This is a genomic window from Novosphingobium sp. BF6, from assembly GCF_058273105.1.
The window spans coordinates 51,296-73,835 of the sequence record NZ_JBZCOY010000003.1; the positions used below are offsets into that span (position 1 = coordinate 51,296).

A 22,540-nucleotide genomic window follows, 5' to 3' on the forward strand; every position below is an offset into this window, starting at 1 on the left:
AGCAAGTCTCCCATCTCCTTGGTTATCCACCGCCACCTTGCGAAGCGTGCGACCAGACAGTTGCTTGCCTTTCACCTCGCCGGGAAACGCTAAGAACTGAGGTGATGTTGGTTTTTTAGACAGGCTACTAAGCTCTCTCTGAGACAGTATGGTTCTGCCCAATGAACCACCGGGGTTTCTTGCTCGCTCGCCGCATCAATAGCCAGTATACGACAAGGTTATCGGGCGACCGCTCCGCCTCGTCCTGACGCCAGGCAATACATCGGACATCAAGGGGCGCTGACCTGTTCATCGGCGCGACTGCGGGCATGAAGCGCGTCATTGCCGACCGTGGATACGACGCCAATCGGCTGCGCTCGACGCTGCGCGACCAAGGTACGATCCCCGTCATTCCTGGCAGACGTAACCGGAAGCGCCCAATCCAATACGACCAGCGTCGCTACCGGGACCGCTGGCTCGTCGAAGCCATGTTCTGCCACCTCAAGGACTTCCGGCGTGTCGCTACCCGCTATGACAAGCTCACGCGCAACTACCAATCCGCCGTCGCGCCACCGCTGCCATCGCATTCTGGTTCTGAACAAGTCTGGCCCCTAAAGCGAATGGACTCTTGCGGCGCCCTAAACATGGTAGCGCTCCATGTTTTCCTGAGCAGTTTCCAGCAGCTTTTTGAGGTTGTCCTGACCCTTTGCTTCAGCGCGTAAAAGGCAGTCTTCCGCGACAATCTCCAGCGTCATCAGGACGCGGCTGAGATTGACCCCTTTCCCGGATACGACAAGAGAAGCACCGAAGTGAATAATGTGTCGAATGGCCTGCGACCGATCGCAGGAGAGAAAGCTCGCAACTTCGTCGAGAAGGCCGAGCGTATTCGGCGAAAGGCGAACGCTTAGCACTGCCTTAGTTTGAGTGTTATTCATCCACGTTCTCCAAAAAAAGAAAGCGTGGCTCGGATATCGCAGCGCCATTCTAGGCAATGCACAGATGGCTGTCCATTAAAAATCTGTATACACTGTATGACACACAAGACTTTGATATAATTTAATTAAATGGAAAATCCATCTACTGTGTGACAAATGTATACGTGCATGCACTTGTCTACATATTGATGTAAAAAGATAAATACCCCGGCTCTGCCGTATACGGTGTGCTACTTTTAGGGACTGAAGCCAGTGCCAGGTTGAAGCTGCCCTGCTTCAGATTGCCTGGCGCAAAATCGGCCACCTGTGGCGGCCAGGACAGCCGTCAGGCTGGAACGTTTTTCTCGCCCAGAAGTGATGGTCCAAAGGATGGCGAAATTCGACATTTGCACGGGCTACGATTGCTCGTCGTAAGCGCAATCCGTAGCTCATGATGGCCGCAAAAGACTGACGCGCTCTCAGCAGAATTGCGGGCAAAAAGGATCACGAAAGCACCTTGCAAAATAGGCGCTGAAGGCACGCCTCCAAGGCGACCCAAATCCTTCACCACGGCCGGTCATTCCGGTGCGATGGGTCGTCCTTCAAGCCGGGCAATCGCATGTCGTACGACCTTGTCCAGGGCTTCCTCCGAGAAGAAGCCTCCCGGTATCAGGCAGCGTTCCACCAAGACACGACGGAACGCGGCAAACGTCTCCTCATCCGGGGGGGTGGGCGTGCTCCAGAAGCTGTCCAGACCGCCTTGGTATGTCAGGTCTGGAATGTCGTAGACTGCATGGCCCAGAACGACCACCGGCACCCCCGCTGCCAGCGCGAAAGTGCCGCTGGTGCTGTTGATGGTGACGACGCCCTGCGAGCCGCGTGTGACGGCCTCGATATCGCCCCAAGCCAGATAATCGACGCGGTCCTCCACGCCGAACAACTCGGCCATGTCGATCGTAATCTGGCGCCAGTCGCGCACGCCGTTATCGAGCGGGTGCTCCTTGAGCACCAGACGCGTCCCGGCCGGGGCATGGGCGGCGAACGAGTCGATCACCAGCCTGATCGCGTCGGCGATGCCAGCAAAAGGTGAATGCAGACGGATCTGCGCATCGGAATCGAGCTGCAACGGGAACAGGAAGTAGGGTTGGCCTACGGTTTCGAGACGAGCCAGAAGCTCCGCCGCGCTGGCTTCACGCTCCTTGCGGCGCGATAGCTTTCGCCACCAGCCCATGCCTTCGACCACCGGGTGCCAGGGACGGTGATTGCTCCAGCCCGGATAGTGCCAGCGCGTAAGGACATCGGAGAAGTTGTAGGCTAGGCCCTCACCTGCGCGGCGGCGGAACGAAGCGGAGACCTTTTGATGGGCCGGTACCGGAGGCAGGGCGGCCGCGGTCTCGCGATACCAGGCCGGATCGCGCGGCAACGAAGAATGGCCGTTGACCCCACCCAGTTCCAGCGTCACCCAGTCGGGGCGGATGTAGCCTTCCTCGAAGACGTGGACCGGCACCCCCTCCTCGCGGCAGATGCGGATGGCGGGCATGTGGTGATCGCGGCAATCACCAAACAGGACGACGTCCGTGACTCCTTTGTCCTTCAGCAATTGCGTGAAGAAGGCGGGCCAGTCGCTCAGGGTGCCACGATATTCGATGCCGTTCGGCAGGCGCCAGAATGCCCGGTCACCGCCGTTGAAGTTGACCTTGTAGACGGTGTGCCCACCTGCGATCAGCCCCTGACCTAGCCGGCGGAACAGAGGGCCCATGAGGCCCTGCAACAGAAGCACGGTACGCGGGCCGCCCGACCTCACAGCGGCGCTTGACGTAGTGACTGAAATATCTGGCATCCGGGAAAACTGCTCCGTAGCGACAATCCAGCGATTTCACGGCAAGCCGACCATATCGCATAGCATGTCGCGCCGGGCGTTAATGCGCCCGGAGCCATGCAGCAAGCCCACCGCTTATCGCTTAAAAAGCAGGACGGAGCCAAAAGCTTCCAGCCTTGATAGGCTCGTAGATCAGTAACAATTAAAATAAGCGGTGTGCGCTTTATTGCAGGGCTCATCTGAACGCATCCGCTATCCCCAGCTTTATCTTGCAGGTGCCAGTTCAGCCCTCCGCCAGTATACGCCGCAGGTAACGACCGTAATCCGACTTGCCGAGCCGGTCGATCGCGCACTCCATTTGCCTCGCATCAATGAAGCCCTGCCGGAAGGCGATCTCTTCCGGGCTGGCGATTTTGAAGCCTTGCCGCTTTTCCAGGACGCGTACGAATTCCGCGGCATCCAGAAGGCTGTCCGGGGTGCCCGTATCGAGCCAGGCATAGCCCCGGCCCATGATCTCCACCGACAGTTCGCCGCGCTCCAGGTAGATGCGGTTGACGTCGGTGATCTCCAGTTCGCCGCGCGGCGAGGGCTTGAGGTTGGCGGCGATGTCCACCACCTGCTCGTCGTAGAAGTAGAGGCCGGTCACCGCCCAATTGGACTGCGGCTTTTCCGGCTTCTCCTCGATCGAGAGGGCCTTCATCGCTTGGTCGAAAGCGACGACGCCATACCGCTCGGGATCGTTGACATGGTAGGCGAAGACGCTGGCCCCGCTGGTGCGCGAGGATGCGCTTTCCAGCAGTTCGGGCAGGCCGTGACCGTGGTAGATATTATCTCCCAGGATCAGCGCCGAAGGCTGTCCGCCCACGAAGTCCGCTCCGATGATATAGGCCTGCGCCAGCCCGTCTGGGCTAGGCTGCTCGGCATATTCGAAGGACATGCCCCACTGCGACCCATCGCCCAGCAACGAGCGAAACGCAGGCAGGTCGCGCGGGGTGGAGATGATCAGAACTTCGCGGATGCCCGCCAGCATCAAGGTGCTGAGCGGGTAATAGATCATCGGCTTGTCATAAACCGGCATGAGCTGCTTCGATGTCGAAAGCGTCATGGGATAGAGGCGGGTGCCGCTACCACCAGCCAGGATAATGCCCTTCATCGTCTTCGTGTTCCTAAATCAGGCTGCGGTCTGTAAGCGGGCAACGACGGTTTTCAGCGCATTGCGCCAGTCAGGCAACGCCACACCGTGGACCTGTGCAATCTTGCCGCAGTCGAGCCGCGAGTCGGACGGCCGGGTGGCCGGAGTGGGATATTCGGCGGTGGTGATACGCTTCACGCTCGCGGAGGGACCGCCATTGCCGGCAGAAGCCGCGAAAATCTCTTCGGCAAAGTCCGCCCAGCTGGCCTCGCCGTTTGCAGTCATGTGGAACACACCGCGCAGGGACGCATCATCGCTTCCTGCAAGGTTGTTAGCTACCATAAGGATACCATCGGCGATATCCAGCGCGCTGGTCGGATTGCCCACTTGGTCAGCAACCACGGACACTTCATTGCGGTCGCCCGCGAGGCGCAGCATGGTCTTGGCGAAATTGCCGCCGAACGGACTGTAGACCCAGGCCACGCGCAGCACGGCGCTGCCTTCCGGATAGGTGTCCAGAACCGCCCGCTCGCCTGCCAGCTTGGAAGCGCCATAGACACCGGTCGGGCCAGTGGCATCGCCTTCCACATAAGGGCGATCCAGGCTGCCATCGAACACATAATCGGTGGAGACATGGATCAGCGGCACGCCGAGCGCCTTTGCCGCCTGTGCCACCGCGCCCGCGCCCGCGCCGTTAACGGAGTGGGCAAGGTCGGCTTCGGCTTCGGCCTTGTCGACGGCGGTATAGGCTGCAGCGGAAACAATCACATCAGGCGTCGCCGCCTGCAGTACGCGCGCGACCGAAGCCGGATCGGCAAGGTCCAGTTCGGGGCGGCCCAGCGCGATCACTTCATACCCTGCGGCCTCGCCCCGTTCCAGCAAAGCAGTGACGACCTGCCCGGACTTGCCGGTGACGGCGATCCTCACGCGGGAGCCTTCGCAGCGGCAAGGCCCAGCCTCTCGCCATCGTAGCGCTCACGCAGCGGTCCCCACCACCAGTCGTTTTCCAGATACCAGCGCACCGTCTTTTCGATACCGGTGTCGAAGGTTTCGGCGGCGCGCCAGCCCAGCTCGTCCTCCAGCTTGGTTGCGTCGATGGCATAGCGCGCATCGTGGCCAGGACGGTCGGTGACGAACTCGATCAGGTTCTCGCGCGGGGCATCGCCGGGCACCAGTTCGTCGAGCACGGCGCAGATACGGCGCACCACATCGATGTTCCGACGCTCGTTCCGTCCGCCGACATTATAGGTCTCACCCGAACGCCCCTTCTCGGCAATGATGTCGAGAGCGCGGGCGTGATCGTCCACGTAGAGCCAGTCGCGCACGTTCTCGCCCTTGCCGTAGACCGGCAGGGGCTTGCCCGCGAGCGCGTTCAGGATGGTCAGCGGGATCAGCTTCTCGGGGAAGTGGTAAGGCCCATAGTTGTTCGAGCAGTTGGATACCACGATGGGCATCCCGTAAGTCCGCTCCCACGCCTTGGCGAGGTGATCGGACGCAGCCTTGGACGCCGAATAGGGCGAACTGGGGTCATAGGGCGTCGTTTCCTCGAACAGGCCCTCATCGCCGAGCGAGCCGTAGACTTCGTCAGTCGAGACATGGAGGAAGCGGAAAGCCGCCTTCGCCTCAGCATCGAGGGCGTTCCAGTAGCCTCGTGCGGCTTCCAGCAGGGTGAACGTGCCGACCACGTTGGTCTGGATGAAATCGGCCGCACCGGTGATCGAGCGATCGACATGGCTCTCGGCGGCCAGGTGCATGATGCGATCGGGGCGGAAATCCGCGATCGCCGCATCCATGGCGGCGCGGTCGCAGATATTGGCCTTGAGGAAACGGTGCGTGTCACGCCCCTCCACCGCCCGCAGCGACGCTTCGTAGCCCGCATAAGTCAGGGCATCGATGGTAAGAACGTCGTAGCCCTTGTCGAGCACCAGATGACGCACGAGAGCCGAGCCAATGAAGCCGGCCCCGCCGGTAACGATCACGCGCATTGAGTTCACTGACTCCAGCTGAAATATTCGGGAAGATCGGCAAGACGCGGCTGTACGCGGTCCTTACCCGAGAGGGTCTCGGGATCGGCGATGTCGGGCCAGGTCACGGCGATTGCAGGGTCGTCCCAGGCGAGGCCCTTGTCGCATTCGGCGCTGTAGTAATCGGTGACCTTGTAGCAGATGACGGTGTCAGGCTCGAGTGAGCAGAACCCGTGGGCAAAACCGGGAGGAACCCAGAGCTGCTTGCCATTCTCGGGCGTCAGCGTTTCTCCGACCCACTTGCCGTAAGTAGGCGATCCTCGACGGATATCCACCGCGACATCGAACAGCGCACCTGCGGTGCAGCGCACGAGCTTGCCTTGGGCATGCGGCGCACTCTGGAAATGCAGGCCGCGCACGGTGCCGGCCTTCGCACTGCGGGATTCATTATCCTGCACGAAGGTCCAGTTGCCGCAAGCCTGCGCAAATCGATCGGCGCGGAATGTCTCGGCAAAGTAGCCTCGCTCATCACCGATGTGACGGGGAGTGACCAGCACGACGCCGGGAATGCTGAGGGGTGTAATCTCCATGGCAACGCCTTAACGGGCTTTGCCAGATCGCAAAACCCCAACTGGCGAGCGTTCTGTCGGTTACCCGCATCGGCGCATCATATGGCAGCAAAGACGAAACTATTGACACCAGCCTCGGGGAATTCGTGCTTTCGAGTAGAAATTACCCGATCCTGCATTTTTCAGCAGGCCATGAATCGTGCAATTTCATTCGCCGGAAGGTTGGCTGGAATCCTTCCGCAGATCGATGGCCACGTTGACGGGCTGGCGCATGCCCTTGGGCGCCGAGGTCCTGAGATGGCGTCCGATCAGGAAAGATCGCAATCTTTCGCTCGCCTGCGTATCCTTCAATGCGTCGACGTTTAACTCCGAAATAAAGCCGTTTTTCACCCAGATACTCAGGACAAGCGACCGGCTAGAGCCAGGCGTTTCGTCATTGCCGAGAAGCATGGATCGAAGCTCGGTCGCTTCGGAATTTTCATCCTGCAGCCACCCCGAAATATCGACCGTCATTTCTTCGGCATACTGAACCCATGCGGCAGGGGCGGCCGCGGACGCGATGGGATCCGCGCCTACAGCTCCCGCTGCCGACAGCCCAATCACAGGCGCGGCCCAGCGTATGCCCCTGGCGAAGAGACCTTTCATAGAATCTTCCCTCCTTAAGCAGCGACGCGGCTGACGAAAGCCGCGTCGCCCACCTCCCAATTCAGCAGGTCAGCGCACCGCCGGCTGCTGCACGGGAAGACGCTCGCGTTCGAAAGTGATCGTGGTGATCTTCGCGTCGAGACCGCGCACCACGTCAGCGGTGAGGTCGTTGGCGAAGTTGCCGCCCAGCACGGTGCCGCGATCGAGCACGAGACCGCACTTCTTCTGAGCATAGACCTGAGCGATGATCGGCTGCGTCTCGGTGGCGATCTGCTCCAGCGCCTTGCTGCGCGTCGCCTCGATCTCGCGGCTGTTGTGGTCCGCCTTCAGTTGAAGCGTCTGCCAGCGGGCTGCCAAGGCTTCGCGGCGGCTCTTGGTCTGGGCATTGTCAGGCTGGCCTTGCAGTGCTTTGGCTTCGGCTTCCAAGGGGCTGCGTTCGGTATCGATTTCCGCCTGCGCAGTCCGAGCCAGTTCCTGCAGACGAGCGGTTGCCGCCTTGCCGACCGCTGCATTGGCGAACACCGCCTCACGAGAAAGCAGGCAAACGCCCGGCACCACCGGACCGCCCAATGGCTGCGTCGCCGAAGCGGCCGCCTGCGCCGTGGTGCCGATAGACATGAGGCTCAGCCCGAGGCCGGTCACGAGACAGGTGAAAGTGGGAGAGAATTTCATTTTATCACGCTTTCTCAATAGCAAGTTCGTCACTGAGAGCCCCCATTGCACCGTGCTGAGACAGCTGTGCGACAGTCTGCCGCGCGGCGCGGCGCACGAGCAGGGCCTGGAAGCGCTGGAGCGAGGCGAGATGGAAGTGCACGAGAGCCAGCCAGCCCTTGCGGTGCCATTCCAGCACGACAGCATCTTCCAGTTTCGCGAACTTGTCGGCGTCGACGATCTGGAAACCCTCCACCCCGCGGCGGGCGCCGTCGGGAAGCACCACATCGGCGCGTTGGTCGATCAGCAGATCCTGTTCGCGCAAGGCATCGGTGAAAGCGCGGGTCATGGCGGCGTCCGCCTGGAAGGCATCACAGAAGTTCAGCGCCTGACGGGTGAACTCGCTGGGCTCGTCGTTCTCGAACAGGGGCATGCCTTCCTGGCCTTCCTGTTGGAGGCGCGAGGATGCAGTGTCGATCGCGAGGGCGAAACCCTCGGGATTGACGGTGGCGATGAAGCCGAAGGGATAACGGCGGACATAGGCGGGCACATAGGCATCCTCGGCCCAGCGGCCTTCGTCCACGAACAGGTTGGCCTGTTCGATGCCGGTGACGACGATGGGCTGAGCGTCGCCATTGGCGAACACGACCGGGTAGCTGGAAACAGCCGCCGCGATCTCGCTGGCGACGATGGGCACGAAGGCCGTTTCCGCCGCGAAGGCCGCGTCGCCGTCACGCAATCTCCATGCGCCATGCGCCGCGAGGGAAAGCAGTTCGGGAGCCTTGTAGAAAAGCGGCAGGGGAACTTCTGTCGTCATGATATGGGTCCTGAAGAGAAAAAGCGTTGCAGGATCAGGGCTGCGTGCCGAAGCCGAGCAACCTGACGCTGACGATGACGGGAATGTCCGAAGGCTTGGGCCGAACGCGCTCCGCCATCCTGGCCACTTCGGCGACCACCGCACTGGTGGCGCTGGATGCCGTCGTAAGCGCGCTGGTGTTGACGACCGGCGGTAGCGGAATACCGCGCGCCTCGCCCTGCACCTGGATGTTCGCTGCGTTGAGCACCTGGAGCGCGGCGAGGTTCACGTCTCCCGAAACGCGGATGCCGGCCTCGCCCGCATCGATCGTACCGAGCGGCGCGATGAGATCGATGTCCCCTGCCGGAATTTCCGGGATCGGGTTGAGCGTGGCGATCCCCGCACCGGTGTTCTGGGTGGGCGGCGAGAGTGTGACGTTACCGTAGAGGTCATAGACCCGGCGCGGTGGCTGATAGACGGCGGTGCTCTTCGAGCCGCGGCCCGCGTTGATGTCTCCCTGGACGGACCAGATGAACAAGTCGCCGCCGAACGTGGTGAATACGCGGCTCTGGCCGAGCAGGACCGAGCGGAGCGAAAAGATGTCGATATCGCCCGAACCCAGGCTGAGCACACCGGCGGTCGAAGGCGGCACCACGCTGCCCACACCGATCAGGGTCTGGCCGCCCGCCACCATCAGCTCGACGTTGCCGCCGAACAGCGTTCGCACGCCCGACCCGCCGAACATGGTAAGGTCGCCCGCATAGGAGATGGCGCTGCCCGAAGCGTCCTTTTCCGGGAACAGCACCGAGATGGCGTTCCGGCCGCGCAGATAACTGGCAAAACGCGGGCTTTCCGGATCGTTGTATTCGCGGCCGCCGGCCTTCAATTCGTCGTAGTAGGCAAGGCGCACGAAGATGCCCCTCTCCACCGGAGACAGCGTGTTGAAGTATTCCAGCGCCGCCCGGGGGTTTTCCGCCTTGAACCCGTAGCGATCGCTCAGCCAGGCGGTGAGTTCGGCCTGGTAGGTGTGGACGACCTTGCCCCGGTTGTTCTCATGGACCAGCGGATAGGTCGGATCGGCCAGGTTCGCGGGATCGAGGTACAACCTGGTGAAGTCATCGTAATGGGGGCCGCCGGCACCGACACCCGTCAGCACGCTGATACCCGCACCGCCGTTACGCGTCGCCGGGGTGAGGTTGAATAGCGGTCCGAGGCTGGTGAGACGGCCGCTGTCGCCCTGGTAGATGTTCCGCCCCGCCTCGACGATGAGGTTGCCCGGCCCGGCCACGGACATGTTGCCGTAAAGGATGTCGCGGCCCGCCGAGATCAGCGTAATGTCGCGCGGGTCGTTATGGATGACCAGCCCCGCCGTGCGGAAGGCTCCGCCGAACAGTTGCATCGTCCCCCGGCAATCGACCGGTCCGGTGAGACCGCAGCCGATGGCCGGAATGGTCCCGAAGTTGATGATGTCGCGGCCCGCCCGGATCGTCGCCGAACCGGAACCGATATAGCGCGGGGTGATACCGTCCCAGGTCATCATGCCGTAGGAAAGGCGATAGATGTCGCCCTCCACCGCATAGAACAGCGCGGGGTCCTTCCGCCCTGTCAACAGGGTGCCCGTGGCCGTGTCGGGCTGGAAGGCCATGTTGCTGCCGATGCTGCCCAGCGCGGCGTTGCCTTCGAAGATCGGGTTCACGAACGTTGCGCCGGTGCTGGTGCGCTGGAGCTGTCCCGCCCAGACCGGACGGAATGGATTGGGCAGCAGATCCGCGCTGTTCGACATGCCCGACAAGGCGATCGGCATCGTCGCCGGGATCTGGCCGACGCCGTCCTGGTTGATGTCTGCCCCGCCCTCGATCGACCCCATGGCCAGCAGCTCGACCTGCCCGTGCGGAGAAGGCAGCAGTTCCAAGGCGGCGATACCTGTCGTGCAATCGTTGCCACACGTGCCGCCGCTCCAGACGATATCGCCGCTTGCGGCCGTTGCCGTCAGGATCGGCGGATACCAGTAGCGCGCGTCGCGACGTGCCGCATTGCCGCTGCCGGCCAGCAGGACCGGCGTTACCGTGCCGCCAGCGGAGTAAAGGTGGATCGCGGTATCATCGCGCCACAAGGTAAAGCTGCTGACCATCGCCACGCCGTCCGGCCTGACGAAGTTGCCGCCGGCGTCGATGTAGCCCATCGAGGCACCGGCACCAGCCAATTGCGTAACCGAGCCCGGATCCCCGACCCCGGCAAGAACCAGTGCGCCGCGCGCATTGATGGTCGAAGTGCTGTCACCGGGCACCAGCGTGACCCGGTTTATCGCACCCGCCGTCACGTCGATGGCGCCGCGCAGGTTGATGAGGTTACCCGCCATTTCCGGGTTGCCGCTGAACGTAGTCACGCTCGGCGAAAAGCCGGGATTCAGCGTTCCGCCGATGCGGATGGTCATGTCGCCGCCACCGGTCTGGACCAGCTTGCCGCCCGATACGAAGCCGCCGGGACGATCCACCGAGGTCACACGACCTGTGCTGGCTACCGCGAAGTTGAGCGCGGTGCTGCTGAGCACACGGCGATTGCTGTCGGCGTATGCCTCGCCCTGCGGATACTCGTAGTCGCTCATTACGCCGGCATCGCCGCCCGCCGAAACGGTAAGGTTGCCGCCGCCCAGCGTGCCGATACCGGTGAAACCGACCAGCATCGGCGCATTCTGGCCTGTGAACTGGTTGAGGCTTGCCGGAGCGTTGGGGACATAGCCACCGAAGTGTATCCACCAGGCCGTGGGCGTATCCTGGCCCAGAGCGGCCTCGCCCTCGGTCACCCCATAGCCGCCCTGGCGCCACAGCCAGTTCGCCACGTCACTGCTGCCGGGACGCATATAGCCGACGTTTCGGCCGGTCTGGAAAGCCGTCATGTCTCCCTGGACCGACAGCATGAGATCGCCGCCATGCTCCGGGTACCAGGCGCGATAGTCGCGGATGGCATCGGCATAGCCATCGAAATTGGCGCCGATCCACGGGTTGGCGCGGTTGCCTGCGCCTGACAATGTCGCGCGCGGCTGATCGTAGACATTGTATCCGTCCGGCGTGGTGCCACCGATCGTGTCGGAGGGCGTACCGGCGGTGTAGACGCCGAAGAGCGAATACTGCGCGTAGGAACCACCCGCCAGCAAATCCAGCGAACCTGTGCCGGTGCGCACCACGCTGAAGACCTGCAGGGCCTGCATGTTCTTCAGCCATGCGCCGTCGAAACCGTCCGCCGAGGTTACCTGCGGATTGATGAAGTGGCGGTCGGAAAGGCTGAGGTCGCCCGTCTGCCCCGCCTGAGCCAGTTCGCTTGCGGCACGCAGCGCGCGGCCGTCTGCCGATCCGATATCGGCCCCGGCCACGAAGCGCATGGACCAGGATTCCGAGCCTTGCGGCAGCATACCCGCGGTGGCCCAGATGCGGCCCTGGGTGCCGTCGGCCTGAACCGGACGCATCGGGTCAGCCTTGGGAAGTTCGAGAGGTACGATCTTCACGCCTGCCGGCAGGACCGTTCCTGTCGGCAACGTGATATCCTCCGCGAAGAACATCTCGTTGGTACGGAAGATGTTCATCGGCGTGCCGACCGGCAAGGTCGTCGCCCGTATGCTCGTAAACGTGCCCGGTACCACCGTACCGGCACCAAGCCACGAGTCGGCAGGCAGGCGCGCCGTCACCGCCTGGCCGGCCGCGTAGATCGGTGCGGCGCCGCTTTCGAATTCAGCCTTGCTGGCCCAGATCGGTGCCTGGGCGGTCCATCCGGTCGCGCTAATGGCAAGGGCATTGGCGAAGGCGAAGGGGATAACAACGCCGCCTCTGATCTGACTGCTGTTGCGGACGGGGACAGGGAAGGTGAGGACGAAATCGGAGTTGGGTCCGGCGGGAACGCTGCTGCCGGAAGCCCCGGTCGCCGTACCTACCACCTGGTAGTTGTAGGTCAGCGTCACCGGCGAAGTCAGCACGCCGGAAATGATGTTCTGTGCGATGGTGATGTCGCGCGGCAGGATTGCGCCGGCTCCAAGCTGGAGCGCGGTGGACAGGGTAAAGGCCGCAGGAACCGGCACCCCTTCCGGCCAGGTCATTGCACCGAGACTGACGGTGCCCGGCATGACCGAACCAGCGCCCAGCTTCGTTCCGGCCGGCAGCGTAGTGCCGGTGGCCATGATCGTGCCCCGTGCGATCACCGAGCCGTCCGGCAGATGAATGTCGGCACGCGCGACCCAGTCGGTGCCAAGCGTAAAGGCGGCAGACAACTGCGTCTCCGCCCCCATCGGCACGTTCGCAATGACCTGGAAGCCCTGAACCGGAACCGCATAGCCCAGCGTCACGCCGTTGGGGAGAGTCGTCCCCGCACCCAGCGTCGCCGCGCTTGGCAGGCGGTATTCCTGGATCCAGGCATCGACGACGCCCTGCTTGCCGGGGTAAAGCACCCAACCGTTGTCATCCGGCGTCCGGGCGGGAACGCCGAAGCCATCGGTGATCGAACCGTTGATATCGAGATCGTTGGAGGCGCGGACCAGCAACACGCCCGCCTCGCCCGAGCCATAGCCACCGCCCGAGGGGTCGGCATAATTGGCCGCACGCTGCGTCGCCGGGTTCAGGCTGGCATAACGATATCCGGCCAGATTGAGGTCGCCCGAGATGCGCAGGTCGCCGCCCGGAGCACTGGCCAGTTCCACGCCTGGACGGAAGTGGAAGGCCGAACCGTAAGCCCGCAGCCCCGCCATCCTGCCCAGCAGCGCACTGTTGGAAATGGCGGCGTTGATGAAGGCATCGCTGTCGCCGTGGATACCGTCCATCAGCGCCTGGTCGATGACACCGTTACCCGGAACATAGGTCCGGAACGCATTGACGGACAGGCTGTCCACGCCCCGAATGTTGAGCGTGTTCGCCGCTGAGACAGCGACATCGCTTCCGCCCAGGCGCGGCGCGTTGAGGTCGATCCGCCCGCGCGCCACGCCGTCCGCCGATGTCAGGTCGATCGTTGCGCCCTGCAACAGGGCCAGCGTGCCGGCCTTGCTGGTCAGTTCCATGGTGGGACGGTTCGCGGCCTCGACCACGGCGCCGTAACTGTCCACCTGAAGCTGCGTTCCCCGCGCATCGAGAACCGCGCTGCCCGCCAGCGTGAGGTCGCCCTGCGCGGCCAGACGGATCGTGCCGGGCTTTGCACCGCTCGCATCGATACGCCCGTTGACGGTCAGGTTCCCGCCATCCGCCGTGATGCTGACGTTACGCGCCTTCACTTCGTCACCGATGACCAGATCGCCGGTCTTGATAATGAAGTTGCGCGATTCGGTGACGTCAGTTTCGGTCAGGCGCCGGTTCAGGCCCGAGAAGTCAGCCAACTGCCCGGCGCGAATGTCGATGCCGCCGTTGCGCAAGGCCGGGTTCGCCGGGTTTGCGCCGTTGCGGGCTTCACCTTCGATGGCGCCATTCAGCGCGACCGTTCCGTTCAGCGCCGTAACCTTGAGAAGGCCCGCATGGTTATAGTCGGCACTGAGGTCGATCACCGCCGCCTTCGTCATCGTCACGCCGCCGTGCGCCGCCTCCAGCTCCACGTCGCCGCCCCAGCTGTAGCGGGTCTCGTCGAAGAATTCGGTCGCCTTGCCAGCCATGTCGATGCGGGCGCTGTCACCCAGCGTGACATCGCCCAGGGTCGCTACCAGCCTGAGCTTGCCGCTCGGCAGCGCGATCAGCGTATTCGCATTGACCGAAGTGCCGGTGATCGAGACATCCGCGCCCATCGGCGCATCGACACGTTTCGTACCCGGGGCCCAGCCTTGCGGGGCGGCGATGGTTACGGCGCCGCCCGCAACGTAACCGACCTTGGAACCGGCAGCGCCGGTCAGCAGCGGCGTCGTGAAGTTGAGGTTCCCGCCCGTGCCGGGCTTACCCTGTTCTGCCTGAGACTGATAGAACGAGAGGACCGCGTTGCCGTTGCTCTCGATGCGGTTCGATGCGGTCAGGTTGACCGTCCCGAAGCCCAGTGCAAGACGATCCAGCTGAAGATCGGACTTGGTTTCGACATCGTCCTGATAGCCCAGGACGATGCGATCGGCGACCAGGTTGAGCGTGCCCGATCCGGTACCCGGCCCATTGGCAATGACGCCGCCCGGCAGGCCCACTGTGGGCGTCGAGGAGAAGCCAGTGCCTTTCTGGCCGAGAATGCCGTTCCACACCAGCGTCGCGGCGCTGACGGTGGCGCTGTCGCCGGCATCTCCGTGCCCGTAAAGAGCCGGTGTGTTGAGCACCAGTTGCAGGCGCGAATCCCGGTTCGTGGCGCGGGTATCCAGATTGACGCTGCCGTAGAAGTTGACGGATTCGCTGGCCGACAGGATCAGCCGCTCCATCGCCGGCGCATTACCTGCCCCGCCGCCCTTGATGAGCCGTTCCAGCACGCCCTGGTTCAGCGCGATACCCCCCGGCAATATGCCCTGTTGAGCGGCAAGCCCCAATGCCTCGCTCGTGCCGATGTTGACCGAACCCGTCGCGAACGACAGGTAGCGCGCGCCATAGTCGGTCGTTTCGCCCAGCTTGACCGGACCGCGAGTGGCGAAGGCGATCGTACCGTCGGAGTAAAGCCCCGCACCGTTTGCGACGACGATCTCGCCGGTCGTCCCCCCTTGCGTCGGTGTGGCGAATTCGACCAGTCCGTTGGAAACCGCCAGGATCGAAGCGCGGCCGTTCGCGATGGTGAAGCCGCTCGACGAATCGAAGCCCGGCTTGCCCTTGCCCACCGAGGTCAGGATCGCCCCCGTTTCCACGGTCAGGTCCGAACTGCCGTCCGATACCATGAGGATCTGGGGCGCGCTCAACACCGCGCCGCTGCGCACCGAGATACCGTCGAAGCCGGTGTAGCTGAGATTGCGCCCGTCGCCGCCGCCGGGCTGGATCGTCAGCGTCGCAACGACCGGATTGGTTCCGAAGACCGAACGCACGATCGAGCCGCCCAGGACCATGGTCGTGGCCCCGACCGCATTGAGATCCGCCGCATAGAGCCAGGCGTTGCCCTTGGTCGGCGTGCCGCCCGCCCCCAGGATGTCGAGGCCGTAGGTTCCCCCGCTGCCGTAGTTGCCCGGCAGGATCGACAGCGAACCACCGAGACCACCTTCGGCCGCGGCGAACTTGCCCGTGCCCTTGAAAGTGAAGATCGACTCGGTGCCGCCGTTCACCGGATTGGCGAGCGCCAGCACGAACTGCTTGCCGTCGCGCGGCAACAGCGGCAGCGGGCGGCCGAACAGCTCTGTCGAGGGCATGTTGATGAGGAATTTTTCGAAGGTCGTCTCGTTGTACGCCGAATGGGTCCGCACCACGTCCGCCGAAGACAGGATGACGTTGACCGGCATCGGCGAGGTCGATCCGGTGTTGGCAATGGCGGTATGGGCGCCCAGTGCATAGGAGCCGTCCGCCATCGGCGTCAGGCCGCGGCCTGCGCCAAGCGTCGCCGTCTTGCCGATCTCGACGCGGAAGGCGCCCTTCATCAGGGCATATTCAGCCGGAAGCAGGGTATAAGTGCCCGCCTTCAGACCCGGCACACCTTCGGGAATGACGATCTGCTGGCCCGAAACGGGCTGGGCATGGCCGTCGATAGCGACCGGCGCGGCCGAATTCCCGTAGCTTGGCACGATCGCGTAGACTTTGGCGTCCGGATCGCTGAAGTTCGCATAGGCCGGGTTGACGTTGGCCAGGGCCGTTTTCAGCACGTCGACCGAACCGCCGCGGCCGGACGTGAAGGCAGCGCCCGAGACCGTGCCGCCGCCACTGAGGTCGAGCACCGCCCCCACCTTTGCATCGAGCGAACCGATCACCGTCACGCCCTGATAGAGCGCGGTCGTATCGATCGCCGCGCCGTTGCGCAGCCAGGTGATGCCGTCTGCGGTACCACCATAGGGAATGACGAGACCATCGCCGGATACCGAGGTCAGGCTGCCTGGAAGCAGGTTCACCTTGCTGGTCGTACGCTGGTAGCTCTGGTTCCAGTAAGTCTCGCCTGCCGGCAGTTCGTCAGGCCCCGGATAGTACCCGTCGCCGCCGACGCCGAGCCGGATCATCCCCAGGGGCGCGCGCAGCACGCCGCCCTGGTTGATCACGTCCGCCCCGACCGTGAGCGTTCCATAAGCCGAAAGCGGGGCCGCAGGCGTAACCCCGTCGAGCTTGTGGAAGTTGATCGTCGATCCCTCGAGCAGCGCCGAATAGAGGCTCGTATTGCCCGGCAGGCGGTAGGTGTAGACGCCGGCATAGATGGCCGCCTGTGCGCCGGAAGTGGGATAGATCTGCGCGGCGGTAAGCGAGATGTTGCTCATCGAGCGGACGGTGCCGCCGGTCAGCCGGATATCGCTGCGGCTGACGATGCTGACATCGCCGGGAGCGGCATATTCGTATTCGAGTTGTTCGTTGCCGATCAGGCCGATCGACCCGTTCACGCCGAAGGTTATGCCCGCCATATCGACGAGACCGCCGGTAATGGTGATGCTGCCATTGCCGACCTGGGGCCGGGTCTGCAGAGCGAGATTCCCCTTGTTCTGCTGGACGATATCGTTGCCCCACATGTATCCGCCGCTGGCGAAATTCACGTAGGCGGCGGAGAGGGCGACCTTTCCGTCGAGCTGAAGGTTCGCGACCGTGCCCGCCAGCGTCAGGTTGCGGCCAAGATCGACCGACACATCGCCGTCGAACAGCACCACGTCGTCGCTGCGCAGGGACAGGCTGTCGAACCCGCCCGCATTCAGCCGGTCCATGCCGACATGGGCCTTGCCGACGAGATCGGCGACACCTTCGTTGCTGGCGGTCGATTCCGCGATCGTCTGCCCCGGCGTCCAGCATCCGGTGATGCAGTCTCCGAACGAGAGCGAGCCCGGCAACACGGTCTCATATTTCTGGCCGACCACGATGCTGCGCAGGCGCCGCATGTAGTTGGGGATCGCCTTGCCTGAGCTTACGCCCGGATCGGCATAGACCGGGGTGCTGAGCGTGACCGAGAGTTCTCCGCCCAGCGCGCCCTTGCCGCCGGCATGGGCCCGCAGATCGCCGTCGAGGAAGACGCCGTACTGGGAATCGAAGGCGATCTTGCCGCCATCCGTCGCGATCAGCTGGCTCTTCCGCCCGGCCGAGGCGCCGCCCGTCATTGCCGAGGTCAGGTAATCCACTTCCGCGCTCGCGCCCGAAGCATCGAGCAGCGCGCCCGGGCGCACCACGACATAGGCCGAGGTCAGGTTGCGCGCTTCCGTCAGCGTGCGCACCGTGACGTTCTGGCCACCGGCGTGAATGCTGCCCCCGTTCGAGACATGGGCATAGCGCAGGCCGCGCTGATCGGTCGCCACATGGGCGCGTCCGGAAACGTCGATCACCGCGCCATCGTCGATATAGAGCGCGCGGCTCGCATCGTAGCGGATGGGGGTGGAGCTCGGATTGTCGCGGTCCATGCTCTCGGGCATGCCGGCGTTGAGGTTGACGGTGCCGCCGCGCGCCTCGATGCGGCCTTGAAGCAACATGCTCTCGGCAGCAGTCAGCGTGATCGATTGCCCGTCATCCACCCGCAACCGTGCATCGGCTCCGAGGTAGATGTTGCCATAGGGCAAGGCGCCAGTGATGCGCACGCCGTAATTGTTGACGTAGACCTGATCTCCCGTGCCCATGGCGATCAGATCGAGGCTGGCGCCCTGGCGCTGGATGAAGCGACCGTTGGCGGCATCTTCCTGGAACATCTCGGGCGTCAGCAGGGTCATCGCCTGGTCAGGCGAAGCGCCGCTGGCGACACCGTGGCTGGCCGCGGAGAACTCGCGAACCGGCGCCACCACGTCGATCTTCGTGTCGCCGCGAACGTGGATGTCGCCGCCCGCACGGACAGTGTACTTGCTGAAGCCCTTCTGGAAGAAATCCGCCTCGAGGTGCAGCGGCTCGCCGACCTTGATGTCCTGCCCGAAAGTCCACCCCTTCTTGAGCGACATGCCCTTGTTCAGCGTCAGGGCTTCCTCAAGAACGGAACCTGCCTTGATGGTGCGATTGACCGGCGCGCTCAATGTCAGTTCGGGGCCGAAGAGTTCGACGGTCCATTCCGGCACGATCGTACCCGGACCCGGCGACCAGTAGGCGAACTCGAGATACGTCCCCGCCGGAACGGTATCTCCGGGGAAATACATGGTCTCGTAGCCCGTGCCGTAAATCTCGCCGACGAAATCCATCGGAACGACGTAGTCCGCCGTCAGTGTTCTACCGCTGAATTCGAAAAACTCGGCATTGCTCAACACGTCACCGACGACAGCCTTCGTCACCTGATAGGCATAGTCAAACGGCAACACGCTGCCCGCCGGAAGCACGGTGTTCTCGCTCAGCTGCAAGTCCGCGGGCAAGGGCTGGCCCGCGACGATGACGTTGCCGTCGAACAGCTTCTCGCCAATGGTGATCGCGCGGCCGCCATTGTTGAGGATAAGGGAGCCGCCCTTGCCCTCGCCCGAGCCGTAGGAGCGTACTTCACCGCCCAGCACCAGTTCGTTCACCACCTCGCGCGGGAGGTTGCCGGTCGAGAGCAGGACGTTGCCGCCGTTGGCCCCCAGCGTTTCGCCCAGTTCGAGGATCGCGCCGCCTGCCGAAGCATCGATCAGGCTGCCTTTTCCCATGCGCAGCGAACCCTGGCGGCTGCCGATCAGCACGTCGCCGCCGTCGAGATAGGCCAAGTCGCGGCGATCGCCTCCGGTCTTGAGGTTGACCCACAGACCGGTGGTGTCGAGCTTGACCCCGTCCGCGACCCTCACGCTGGTCGGGACCGCCTCGCAGGCATAGGGACAGGTCACGATCACGCCCTCGACCGAGATCAGGCCACTGTGCGCGGTGATGCTGCTGCCGACCGTGACGTTCTCGCCGCGCAGCACGACCTTGCCGCCATTGGCGACGGCCAGGTCGGATTCCACGTTCACGCTGGCGCCGCTGACGCGCAATTCGCCCAGCTTCGCCTGGTTGATGCTGTCGGCGGAGAGTTGCACCGCCCCGATCATGTCCGGGACAAGCTTCGTGGCGGACGTCATACCGCCAGTCACGTCTGTTCCCGCGCTGACCGTTACATCCGTCGAGAATGGCGGATTGACGGTATTCGCCGCGGCCTGAACATGCAGCTGGTTGCCGACGTAGAGGCTCCCCGCCAGCGGCGTGACCGTCTGCGGCAACTTGTAGCCGTCGAGCCGCTTGACGACGGTGCCGGAAATCACCCCCGTTTCGGAAACGGTGGGCGCCGGATCGGGCCGGGTCTGGATCTGGCGCTCGCCGACGATGACGTCGGCAAGAACGGTCCCTTCCATGACCACGGTGGGCACCGAAAGGGAGAGCACGCCGGCATCGCGCCCTACGGTATAACCTTCCTCCCAACGCGTGCTCAACGTGCGCGCGAAGGGATTCACGAATGTCTCGTTGTACCTGTCGCCCCAGCGGCCGTGCTGCCGCATGAACGAAGCACCGACAGAGACCAGTTTGACATCCGCCGGGGCCTGTCCCGCTGCGTAGAGCTTTCCGTCCGAGCCCATGAACAGGGTCGAGCGGACATAGCCGGCATCGTAGCTGAGCGAACCGCCCGAAATATCGAGAACGGCACCCTTCTGGATGATGAGTTGCCCCGCGTCCGGCGGGATGGTGCTGGTGTTGCCGGTGCCGCTGGTGAACGTGATGCTGCCGGCATTGGCCACCCATTCGCCGATCCCGTGAGCGGTATTGCCAAGGTGACCGCCGATTTCGAGCAGACCGCCGGGCGTATAGTAACGGTCCCCCTCATGGCCGCCCGTGCCGCTGGGCAGCAGGACCAGATCGCGCACGTCGATCCAGATATCGTTGGTCTTGAGGTCCGCGACTTCGCGGTTCGGCGCGGAATCGCGCATTTCGAATGGCTGGATGTTCACCTTGATGGTGTTCGATTCCATGTCCATCGCGACATCGCGAACGCCCGACACGTCGAGGGTCGCCCCGTCGCCCACGAACGTCTTGCCCCTCGCCATGACCGCGATCTGGCCGCCCTGCGCGATCGTGTTCGATCCGCCCTCGAACGTGGCGCTGCCACCCGTCATGATCTCGATACGGCCGAGATCGAGGCGATCGGGCTGCATGAAGCGCAGATTGCCTTCGCCCTGGTTGTTGAGGCTGGTCGTGGTGCTCGGCGTCGGCGGCGTGATCAAGGCATCGCGCTGGGCGTTGGTCGCCGTCTCCTTGCTGTCCAGCTCGGGCAGGATCATCGTAAGGCTGCCGTCGGTCAGGGTGACACTGGTAGCCGTCGCGGCGTTGGTCACGCGCGTGAGCAGGTGGATCGTGCCGCGGGTGTGGACGCTGCTGGTCGCCAGCGCGACGCCATCCTGGGTCACTCGCTCGCCCGCAAGCGTGATGTCGCCCTGCCGCGCCTGGATCAGGCCGCTGTTGACGACATCCCCGCTGGTGCTGCCTGCCGTGATGTTGACCGCGATCTCGTTGCCGCGCGTGGTCGAAATCTGGTTGGCGTCGGTACCGTAGCCGGGACGGATGGTGAAGCTGTCGCCTGCGGCCAGCAAGGTCTGCCCGCGATCGGTGACGATCGTGCCGGCGTTCTCGACCCGCTTGCCCAACAGCATCACGAAGCCGCCGCCTTCCACCACCGTTTTCGGTGCCGTCGTGGTGATGCGTGCCCCCGCCTCGACCATGACGTCACCGCCCGCATTGACGAAACCGTCGACGAACTTGGGCGGCAGCCAGGGAGTGGTGGGATCCGCCTGGCTCACGCTGTTGATGCCGTACTGGTTGAAATGTTCGTTGCTGATCGTGGCGGTCGCCGCGACGAGGTTGCGCACGTTGACCTGGCTGGCACCGCCGAAGATCACGCCGTTGCGGTTGAGGACATAGACCGAACCATCCGCCTTGATGGTGCCGAGAATCTTCGAGGGATCGGCGTGGACGTCGGTGACGCGGTTCAGCGTGATCCAGTTGCTGTTGCCATGGTGATCGAACGTCAGGTCGGTCTCACGCCCGACGTTGAAGCTGTCCCAGGTCAGGATCGCCTTGTCACGGTTCTGGTCGACCGTCACCTTGGTCCGGCCGTCCTGGCCTTGCGACTGCGTCGGACCGCTCGCACCGACCCACAGGCTGGGATCTATCGAGATGTCGGCCGCCTGTTGAAGACCGCCCTGCCCAAGGCCGTTCGGAACGGCCGACTGCGCGGCCAGCGCGGCAGCCCGCGCGGCCTGCTGCGCCGCGTCCATCTGGGTGCGGATGCGCGCCGCGTTCTGGAGCGAGGCGCGAACCCGCGCCGCCGTCTCGACTGCCGCCGCATTGCGCGATCCGGCATTCTGCGCGGCCTGCGCGGCCTGCGCCGCGGCATTGGAAGCAGCACGCCCCGCGCCCAGGTTCTGCGATAGCGCCGGGGCACCAAGGAGCAGGCTGCCCAGCGAGGCGCCGAGGAAAAGGTGGCTGCGATAAGAGCGGCGGCTGCGGATCATCGAACGAACTCCAGGATGCACATCGGCCGCAAGGCTGCGGCATCGGGAAGGAAGGGGCTGACCGGGGCCGCGAGGCGCTCCATCCGGTCGGAACGGGGTTGGCGAGCCGTCATCGCGGCCGCAAAGGATTTACGGGGGTCACCGCCGGACGGGACGGATAGACCGAAGTCCCGAGGTTGCCGCCCATGCGCAGCCGGGTGCCCGAAAGGCTCGAAACGCCGACCTGCACATCGGGCGAGCCTGCCTGCGGCACCGCCACGCCCTGTGCGGCACCGGCCTTGATCCGGGCGATGCGTGCCGCCTCTTCAAGCTGGCGCGCCGCACAGTCGAGATGCCCGGCACGCTGGCCGCCGATATCGACCGCTACGCAGGGAACAGGCGGATGCCGGGCAGCAATACGCTGCTGGGGTTCCTTTGCGATGGCTTCGGTTCCCAGCAGCGCGGCCACGGCCAGGAAAAGAGGCCGCCCACCCGAGAGGAAGGCGGACGGCCCCTTCCGGCGCGACCCGCCGGACCTGACCGGCCATGAACGGCACGGTTTGGTCTCGGGTGTCGCCGGGGAAGTCGCCGCAACAGCCGCGCGTCCCCCTGCGCCAGGCCCGATTCCGGAAACGGTGCTGCCCA

General features: G+C 64.0%; 12 protein-coding genes. 1 reads left to right on the top strand and 11 read right to left on the bottom strand.

Annotated elements, in window-relative coordinates; genetic code table 11:
* Window positions 1–308: 308 nt before the first annotated feature.
* Complete coding sequence (locus AC4D6D_RS24150) at window positions 309–701, top strand: transposase (RefSeq protein ID WP_491328816.1); 393 nt, start codon at window positions 309–311, stop codon at window positions 699–701.
* On the opposite strand, the gene AC4D6D_RS24155 is transcribed toward AC4D6D_RS24150, so the two are convergent.
* From AC4D6D_RS24155 to AC4D6D_RS24205, 11 genes are all read right to left on the bottom strand, one after another.
* The gene (locus tag AC4D6D_RS24155; protein WP_491328869.1) at window positions 618–914 is read right to left on the bottom strand and encodes a hypothetical protein; all 297 of its coding nucleotides are present in this window, start codon (window positions 912–914) and stop codon (window positions 618–620) included. The two genes, AC4D6D_RS24150 and AC4D6D_RS24155, sit on opposite strands and share 84 nt — an antisense overlap.
* Before the next feature lie 556 nt (window positions 915–1,470).
* Window positions 1,471–2,733, bottom strand: coding sequence for a capsule polysaccharide biogenesis protein (locus AC4D6D_RS24160; RefSeq protein ID WP_491328817.1), 1,263 nt, complete (start codon window positions 2,731–2,733; stop codon window positions 1,471–1,473).
* 262 nt (window positions 2,734–2,995) lie between these two features.
* Window positions 2,996–3,865, bottom strand: coding sequence for a glucose-1-phosphate thymidylyltransferase RfbA (gene rfbA, locus AC4D6D_RS24165; protein WP_491328818.1), 870 nt, complete (start codon window positions 3,863–3,865; stop codon window positions 2,996–2,998).
* An 18-nt stretch (window positions 3,866–3,883) separates the two neighbouring features.
* Window positions 3,884–4,771: a dTDP-4-dehydrorhamnose reductase gene (gene rfbD, locus AC4D6D_RS24170; RefSeq protein WP_491328819.1), complete on the bottom strand. Its 888-nt coding sequence runs from the start codon at window positions 4,769–4,771 to the stop codon at window positions 3,884–3,886.
* Window positions 4,768–5,829, bottom strand: a complete 1,062-nt coding sequence (gene rfbB / locus AC4D6D_RS24175) for a dTDP-glucose 4,6-dehydratase (protein WP_491328820.1) — start codon at window positions 5,827–5,829, stop codon at window positions 4,768–4,770. The genes rfbD and rfbB overlap by 4 nt, the downstream gene beginning before the upstream one ends.
* 5 nt (window positions 5,830–5,834) lie before the next feature.
* Window positions 5,835–6,398, bottom strand: coding sequence for a dTDP-4-dehydrorhamnose 3,5-epimerase (gene rfbC, locus AC4D6D_RS24180; protein ID WP_491328821.1), 564 nt, complete (start codon window positions 6,396–6,398; stop codon window positions 5,835–5,837).
* A gap of 186 nt (window positions 6,399–6,584) precedes the next feature.
* The gene (locus AC4D6D_RS24185) at window positions 6,585–7,022 is read right to left on the bottom strand and encodes a hypothetical protein (protein ID WP_491328822.1); all 438 of its coding nucleotides are present in this window, start codon (window positions 7,020–7,022) and stop codon (window positions 6,585–6,587) included.
* A gap of 69 nt (window positions 7,023–7,091) precedes the next feature.
* On the bottom strand, window positions 7,092–7,694 hold the full coding sequence (locus AC4D6D_RS24190) for an OmpH/Skp family outer membrane protein (protein ID WP_491328823.1): 603 nt from the start codon (window positions 7,692–7,694) through the stop codon (window positions 7,092–7,094).
* A 4-nt stretch (window positions 7,695–7,698) separates the two neighbouring features.
* Window positions 7,699–8,490, bottom strand: coding sequence for a SapC family protein (locus AC4D6D_RS24195; RefSeq protein ID WP_491328824.1), 792 nt, complete (start codon window positions 8,488–8,490; stop codon window positions 7,699–7,701).
* Window positions 8,491–8,524: 34 nt separating this feature from the next.
* A complete protein-coding gene (locus AC4D6D_RS24200; protein WP_491328825.1) occupies window positions 8,525–21,916 on the bottom strand; it encodes a filamentous hemagglutinin family protein in 13,392 nt (4,463 codons plus the stop codon).
* Window positions 21,917–22,025: 109 nt separating this feature from the next.
* Entirely contained in the window at window positions 22,026–22,364 is a 339-nt protein-coding gene (locus tag AC4D6D_RS24205) for a hypothetical protein (protein WP_491328826.1), read from the bottom strand.
* Between the last annotated feature and the right edge of the window lie 176 nt (window positions 22,365–22,540).